Raw genomic sequence first — 6942 nt, forward strand, 5'->3', positions numbered from 1 at the left:
ATGCCCCGCCACTTCCTGCGCGACGACGACCTGAGCCCCGCGGAGCAGAAGGAGGTCCTCGCCCTCGCCCTCGAGCTCGCCGGCGACCGCTTCGCCAAGCGCCCCCTGGAGGGACCGCGCACCGTCGCGGTCATGTTCGACAAGGCCTCCACCCGCACCCGCGTCTCCTTCGCCACCGGCATCGCCGAGCTCGGCGGCAGCCCGCTGGTGATCGACGCGGGCTCCAGCCAGCTGGGACGTGGCGAGTCCGTCGCCGACACCACCGAGGTGCTCACGCGCATGGTCTCCGCGATCGTGTGGCGCACCTTCGGCCAGGAGCGGATCGAGGAGATGGCGGCTCACGCGACCGTGCCCGTGGTCAACGCGCTGACCGACGAGTTCCACCCCTGCCAGATCCTCGCCGATCTCCAGACCATCGCCCAGCACACCGGGGGACTGGCCGACGGCGACGCCGCGCTCGCCGGGCGCTCGCTCGCCTATCTCGGCGACGGCGCGAACAACATGGCCCACTCCTACCTGCTCGGCGGCGTCACCGCCGGGATGGACGTGCGGATCGCCTCGCCCGCCTCCCACCGCCCCGATCCCGCGATCGTCGCCCGCGCCGAGGAGATCGCCGCGTCGACCGGCGGCGCGGTGCTCGTCACCGACGACCCGCGCGAGGCGGTCGCCGGCGCCACCGCCGTCATCACCGACACCTGGGTCTCCATGGGCCAGGAGGGCGAGGACGGCCGTGGCGAGGAGACCTTCGCCCCCTTCCAGGTCACCTCCGAGCTGATGGCGCTCTCCGGCGGGATCTTCCTGCACTGCCTGCCCGCCTATCGCGGCAAGGAGGTCGCCGCCGAGGTCATCGACGGCCCCGCCTCCGTGGTGTGGGACGAGGCGGAGAACCGCCTCCACGCCCAGAAGGCCCTGCTGACCTGGCTGCTCGAGCACCCCGACGAGAGCACCGCCGTCCACGCCGTCGCGCACGTCCGCACCCGCGGCGCCCGGGAGCGCGCATGAGCGACTCCCGGCGCGCCCTCGCGCAGACCAAGACCTCGCGCCAGCAGCGCATCGTGCAGCTGCTGACCCACGAGGAGGTCTCCTCCCAGTCGCAGCTCGCGCAGCTGCTGACCGCGGAGGGGATCGAGGTCACCCAGGCGACCCTCTCGCGGGACCTCGTCGAGCTGCAGGCCGAGAAGGTCCGCGGCTCCGCCGGGAGCCTCGTCTACCGCCTCCCGCCCGAGGGCGGCACCGCCCGTCCCGTCGGCGCTGAGGGCGAGCTGCTCGAGGCGCGGCTGCCGCGGCTGGCCGAGGGGCTGCTCGTCTCCGCCGAGGCGAGCGGGAACCTCGTCGTCGTGCGCACCCCGCCCGGCGGCGCCCAGTACCTCGCCTCCGCGATGGACCGCTCCGTCATGCCCGACGTGCTCGGTACCATCGCCGGGGACGACACCGTCCTGCTGGTCTCCCGGGACCCCGCCGGCGGTGACCGCCTCGCCGAGCGGCTCCTCGACCTCGCCGAGGGCCGGCGCGAGCTCGGCGCCCTCGACGAGGACGAGGGCGGCGAGGCGCCGTGACGGCGCGCACCGGGCAGATCCGTCCGTCGGCCCCCGCCGGGACGACCCCGGCACCCTGGCCTCGCAGACCCTGACCTCGCCCACCTCCGGACCCAGGGACCGGGCCCCCGCGCCCGTCCCGCCGCCGCACGGCCCGCCCCGGCCATCGCGGCACCACCCCGACCACCACTGAACCCCCACGACCTAGGAGCACCACTCATGACCGAGAAGATCGTCCTCGCCTACTCCGGCGGACTCGACACCTCCGTCGCCATCGGCTGGATCCACGACGCCACCGGCGCCGACGTCATCGCCTGCGCGGTCGACGTGGGCCAGGGCGGCGAGGACCTCGAGGTCATCCGCCAGCGCGCCCTCGACTGCGGCGCCGTCGAGGCCTACGTCGCCGACGCCCGCGACGAGTTCGCGAACGAGTACTGCATGCCCGCCCTCAAGGCGAACTCGCTGTACATGGACGCCTACCCGAACGTCTCCGCGATCTCCCGCCCCGTGATCACCAAGCACCTGGTCAAGGCCGCGAAGAAGTACGGCGCCACCACCGTCGCCCACGGCTGCACCGGCAAGGGCAACGACCAGGTGCGCTTCGAGGTCTCGATCACCTCCCTCGCCCCCGAGCTCAAGTGCATCGCCCCCGTGCGCGACCTCGCGCTGACCCGCGACAAGGCGATCGAGTACGCCGAGCGCAAGGGCCTGCCGATCGCGACCACCAAGCACAACCCCTTCTCCATCGACCAGAACGTGTGGGGCCGCGCCATCGAGACCGGCTTCCTCGAGGACATCTGGAACGAGCCCACCAAGGACGTCTTCTCCTACACCGACGACCCGGCCTTCCCGCCGGTCGCCGACGAGGTCGTCATCTCCTTCGCGCAGGGCGTCCCCGTCGCGATCGACGGCCGCGCCGTCACCCCGCTCGAGGCGATCCAGGAGCTCAACCGCCGCGCGGGCGCCCAGGGCATCGGCCGCATCGACATCGTCGAGGACCGCCTGGTGGGCATCAAGTCCCGCGAGGTCTACGAGGCGCCGGGCGCGATGACGCTGATCACCGCCCACCAGGAGCTCGAGCGCGTGACCCTCGAGCGCGAGCAGGCCCGCTTCAAGCGCCAGGTCGGCGACCGCTGGACCGAGATGGTCTACGACGGCCAGTGGTTCTCCCCGCTGAAGAAGTCGCTCGACGCCTTCATCGAGGACACCCAGCGCTACGTCAACGGCGACATCCGCATGACCCTGCACGGCGGCCGCGCCACCGTCACCGGGCGCCGCTCCGAGACCGGCCTGTACGACTTCAACCTCGCCACCTACGACGAGGGCGACACCTTCGACCAGGCCAGTGCCCGCGGCTTCATCGACATCTACGGCCTCGCCGCCAAGCAGGCCGCGGCGCGCGACGTGGCGCTCGGCAACGGCGAGGACCTCGACGCCGCAGAGGACCAGGCATGAGCGACGCCCCCTCCGCGAACTCGCACGGGGAGCCGACGGGCGCCGTCGGCCCCGGGGCCGACGCGTCGGCCGCGCAGGAGAGCGCCGCGCTGTGGGGCGGACGCTTCGGCTCCGGTCCGGCGGCCGCGCTGGCAGCGCTGTCCGTGTCCACGCACTTCGACTGGCGGCTCGCCCAGTACGACCTGCGCGGCTCGAAGGCGCACGCGAACGTGCTCCACGCCGCCGGGCTGCTGACCGAGGAGGAGCTCGCCGGGATGCAGGACGCGCTGGACCGCCTCGCGGCCGACGTCGCCTCCGGCGCGTTCGCCGCGGCGCCCGAGGACGAGGACGTGCACACCGCCCTCGAGCGCGGCCTGATCGAGCGGGCGGGGAAGGACCTCGGCGGCAAGCTGCGGGCCGGCCGCTCCCGCAACGACCAGATCGCGACCCTGATCCGCCTGTTCATCCGCGACCAGGCCCGGGCGATCGGCGATCAGGTCCTGGACCTCGTCGACGTGCTCGTGGCCCGGGCCCGCGAGGTGCACGGCGCGCCCATGCCGGGACGCACCCACCTCCAGCACGCCCAGCCGCTGCTGCTCAGCCACCACCTGCTGGCCCATGCCTGGCCGCTGCTGCGGGACGTGGAGCGGCTGCGGGACCTGGATGCCCGCGCGGACTCCTCCCCGTACGGCTCGGGCGCCCTGGCGGGCTCGAGCCTGGGCCTGGACCCGCAGGCCGTCGCCCGCGAGCTCGGGTTCGGCGACTCGGTGTGGAACTCGGTCGACGGGACCGCCTCGCGGGACCTGACGGCGGAGTTCTCCTTCGTGCTGGCGATGATCGGGATCGACCTCTCGCGGCTCGCGGAGGAGGTCATCCTGTGGAACACGAAGGAGTTCTCGTTCATCACCCTGGACGACTCCTACTCCACCGGCTCCTCGATCATGCCGCAGAAGAAGAACCCCGACATCGCCGAGCTCGCCCGCGGCAAGGCCGGGCGCGTGGTGGGCGACCTGGTGGGGCTGCTGACCACGCTCAAGGCGCTGCCGCTGGCGTACAACCGCGACCTGCAGGAGGACAAGGAGCCGGTCTTCGACCAGGTCGACTCGCTCGACCTCGTGCTCCCGGCCTTCACCGGGATGATGGCGACGCTGACCTTCCACACGGAGCGGATGGCGGAGCTGGCCCCGCAGGGCTTCTCCCTCGCCACCGACATCGCCGACCACCTCGTGCGCCGCGGCGTCCCGTTCCGGGTAGCGCACGAGATCTCCGGCTCCTGCGTGAAGGTCGCCGAGGAGCAGGACAAGGAGCTGTGGGACCTCACCGACGACGAGCTCGCCGGGATCTCCGAGCACCTCGACCCCTCGGTCCGGGAGGTGCTCTCCGTCGAGGGCTCCATCGCCTCCCGTGATGCGAAGGGCGGCACCGCCCCGGTGCGGGTGGCCGAGCAGACCGACGCCGCGGCCGCCCAGGTCGCCGGCCTGCGCGCCTTCACCCGGGACCGCGCCGAGGGCTGACACCCGCGCGACGAGGCGGCGCTCCGGGCCCTGTCTGCCGGGGGAGCTCCGCCCCTGGACGGCCGGGCGCCGCGCTGCGACACCCGCCTCCCGGCGCGGTGTCCACCGGAAGGATGGGAGAGGCCCGGGACCTGCACATGACAGGTCCCGGGCCTCTCGCCTGCCGTCCGCGACCGCCGACGCCGTCGGGCCCGCGCGCGATATCGCGTGGCACCCCGCCCCGTGAGTGGGGGACAATGACCGTGGCCCCGACCGGGGACCGCACCGCACCACCGAGAGGAAACGATCGATGCATTCCGTCCTGGACGAGCTCGCCTGGCGAGGACTCGTCGTGCAGACCACCGGGCGCGAGGCGCTCGGAAGCGCTCTGGCGGACGGACCGATCAGCCTCTATTGCGGCTTCGACCCGACCGCCGCCTCCCTGCACGTCGGCCACCTGACCCAGGTGCTCACGATGCGTCGCCTGCAGCTGGCCGGCCACTGCCCCTTCGCCCTCGTGGGCGGGGCGACCGGTCTGATCGGCGACCCCCGCATGTCCGGCGAACGCGTGCTCAACGACGCCGAGATCGTCGCGACCTGGGTCGAGAGCCTGCGCGGCCAGATCTCCCGCTTCCTCGACCTCGAGGGGGAGTTCGGCGTGACCATGGTGAACAACCTCGACTGGATCGGGCGGATGAGCGCGCTCGACTTCCTGCGGGACATGGGCAAGCACTACCGCATGGGCACGATGCTCGCGAAGGACACCGTCGCCCGCCGTCTCCAGAGCGATGAGGGCATCAGCTACACGGAGTTCAGCTACCAGGTGCTGCAGGGCATCGACTACCTCGAGCTGCATCGCCGGCACGGGGTGTCCCTGCAGTACGGGGGCAACGACCAGTGGGGCAACCTCCTCTCCGGGGTCGACCTCATCCACAAGGTGGAGGGGCATGAGGTCCATGCGCTGACCACTCCGCTGGTCACCAAGGCCGACGGCACCAAGTTCGGCAAGAGCGAGGGCGGCGCGGTGTGGCTGGACGCGGAGCTCACCAGCCCCTACGCGTTCCACCAGTTCTGGCTCAACGCGGCCGACGCGGACGTCGTGAACTACCTGCGCTTCTTCACCTTCCGCAGCCAGGAGGAGATCGCGGAGCTGGAGCACGCCACCGAGACGGCCTCGCACGAGCGCGCCGCGCAGAGGGCCCTGGCCGACGAGCTCACCACCATGGTCCACGGAGCCCAGGCCACCGAGCAGGCGAAGGCCGCGGCCTCCGTCCTCTTCGGCCGCGGGGACGTGCGCGCGCTGGACGAGCAGACCGTCCTCGCCATCGCCCGTGAGCTGCCCGGGGCGGAGGTCTCCGCGACCACGCCGCTGGTGGACGCGTTCGTCAGCGCCGGCATCGCGCAGTCCAAGGGCGCGGCCCGACGGGACGCCGATGGGGGAGGACTCTCCGTGAACGGGGAGAAGATCTCCGCAGACGACCTCGCACGGGAGGTTGGCGAGCTCGACGCGCTGCCGGGGGCGAGGCTCCTGCTGCGTCGCGGTCGCAAGAACGCCGCGATGGTGCACCGCCTCGACTGACCGGTCCGTCATGTCGGCTCCCCGAGTCGACACGCCGGCACTGATCCCGCCGCCGCCCCACCGAGCCCCGCCACTCGACGCACAGTCGAGATGCGGGGCTCGGTGCATGCCCGGGGGCATGCCGGGACGGTGGACCGACGGGCTCTCCGGAGCGACCGTCCGCGGCACGCGGTTAGCCGTCGACAAGCTTGCTTGTCAACCTGACGATAAGGACCGGTGACCCCTCTCTCAAGCGTGGGTCACATTCGGATGAACGAGCGCTTTCCCAGTCGAGCAAAGTGGGCACTGACCTGCAGAAACGCCGGTCTCGAAGGGTGAACGGAGGCTGAACGGAGCGGCTTGACGGCCCCTCGCGGGACCCGTAATGTTCTTTCTTGTCAGCAGCGAGGACGCAGACGCGACGGGCCGAGAGCCTCCCCCGGGAGGAGCGAGGAACGGAGCGACTGGGACTCACTGCGGGCCCGCCGGGACGAGAGATCGGACCAGCGGCCGTGACTCGGGCACGGAAGGATCGCACCGCGATCCGGAGGTGACCGGGACTGCACGGAGCGGAGTTGGACCTGGCCGCGAAGAACTGCTAGAGTAGTGACTCGCGCCGGGACGACGAAGCAAGTAGGAGTCGTCGACGGGATCACCCGCCGGCAACGAGCCTCAGAGATGAACCGCAGAAGCGGGGACTCAACGATGTGCGCGTGTTGCTTGATATCTCAATAGCGTGTCTGTTTATCGATGCCATTATTTTGAATGGCAGATTATAACGGATGATACAGCAGTTTAATGCTGGTTGTTTGTTTATTTTGTCAGGTTTATAGTTTTTCATGATTTTCATGGAGAGTTTGATCCTGGCTCAGGACGAACGCTGGCGGCGTGCTTAACACATGCAAGTCGAACGATGACGGTG

At 71.1% G+C, this 6942-nt stretch carries 5 protein-coding genes and 1 rRNA gene; all 6 read left to right on the top strand.

From position 1 onward, the window contains the following. Complete coding sequence (gene argF / locus DS079_RS08995; RefSeq protein WP_126986689.1) at window positions 1-1002, top strand: ornithine carbamoyltransferase; 1002 nt, start codon at window positions 1-3, stop codon at window positions 1000-1002. Next, on the top strand, window positions 999-1556 hold the full coding sequence (locus tag DS079_RS09000; protein WP_053916895.1) for an arginine repressor: 558 nt from the start codon (window positions 999-1001) through the stop codon (window positions 1554-1556). Before argF ends, DS079_RS09000 begins: the two co-directional genes overlap by 4 nt. 198 nt (window positions 1557-1754) lie before the next feature. Then, window positions 1755-2990 (top strand): argininosuccinate synthase, encoded by a 1236-nt coding sequence (locus DS079_RS09005; RefSeq protein ID WP_062947862.1) that lies wholly within the window; start codon window positions 1755-1757, stop codon window positions 2988-2990. Next, window positions 2987-4483, top strand: coding sequence for an argininosuccinate lyase (gene argH / locus DS079_RS09010; protein ID WP_126986691.1), 1497 nt, complete (start codon window positions 2987-2989; stop codon window positions 4481-4483). The genes DS079_RS09005 and argH overlap by 4 nt, the downstream gene beginning before the upstream one ends. 289 nt (window positions 4484-4772) lie before the next feature. Further along, on the top strand, window positions 4773-6041 hold the full coding sequence (tyrS, locus tag DS079_RS09015) for a tyrosine--tRNA ligase (protein ID WP_126986693.1): 1269 nt from the start codon (window positions 4773-4775) through the stop codon (window positions 6039-6041). A gap of 824 nt (window positions 6042-6865) precedes the next feature. Further along, a 16S ribosomal RNA gene (locus DS079_RS09020) occupies window positions 6866-6942 on the top strand; the annotation flags it as partial.

Origin of the sequence: Brachybacterium paraconglomeratum (genome assembly GCF_003994255.1) — a bacterium.
GTDB lineage: Bacteria > Actinomycetota > Actinomycetes > Actinomycetales > Dermabacteraceae > Brachybacterium > Brachybacterium conglomeratum.